Source organism: Sphingobium sp. DC-2, assembly GCF_000722555.1.
GTDB lineage: Bacteria > Pseudomonadota > Alphaproteobacteria > Sphingomonadales > Sphingomonadaceae > Sphingobium > Sphingobium quisquiliarum.
The window spans coordinates 1-625 of the sequence record NZ_JNAC01000161.1; the positions used below are offsets into that span (position 1 = coordinate 1).

The 625-nt window shown below is 63.8% G+C and carries 1 protein-coding gene; it reads left to right on the forward strand.

Going from position 1 to position 625, the window contains the following annotated elements; all coding sequences use genetic code 11:
* The coding region (locus ET21_RS0123510) for a Tn3 family transposase (RefSeq protein WP_030093046.1) at positions 1-568 on the forward strand (568 nt) is incomplete at its 5' end.
* Between the last annotated feature and the right edge of the window lie 57 nt (positions 569-625).

Sequence of the window (625 nt, forward strand, 5' to 3'; positions counted from 1 at the left end):
CATGACGGCCGAACCGATCGCATTGGGTCATGTCGCGGCGCATTGGGATGAACTGCTGCGGTTCGCCACATCGATACGCACCGGCACCGCCACCGCTTCGGCGATGCTTCGCCGCCTGTCCGCCTATCCGCGACAGAACGGACTGGCCCTCGCGATGCGCGAGCTGGGCCGCCTCGAACGCTCGATCTTCATGCTCGACTGGCTGCGCGACATTGATCTGCGCCGGCGTACCCAGGCGGGCCTCAACAAGGGCGAGGCCCGCAACGCGCTCGCACGCGCGCTCTTCTTCAACCAGCTCGGCGAATTGCGTGATCGGCGGTTCGAGAACCAGACCTATCGCGCCTCCGGCCTCAACCTGCTCGTCGCCGCCATCATCCTGTGGAACACCCGCTATCTCGAAGTGGCGCTGGCTGATATCGGCACGCCCGACGAAATCGCACGTCACGTCGCGCCATTGGGCTGGGAACATATCTCGCTCACCGGCGACTATAGCTGGAATGTTGAAGATCGGCCCGATCCGGATGTCCTGCGGCCACTGCGCGCCATCAGTTCGTTGCTCGCCGCGTAACGTTCACCATACGTTCGCGCTTAGCGTGCGGATGCGTCACTTTCGTGTAGTCACCCC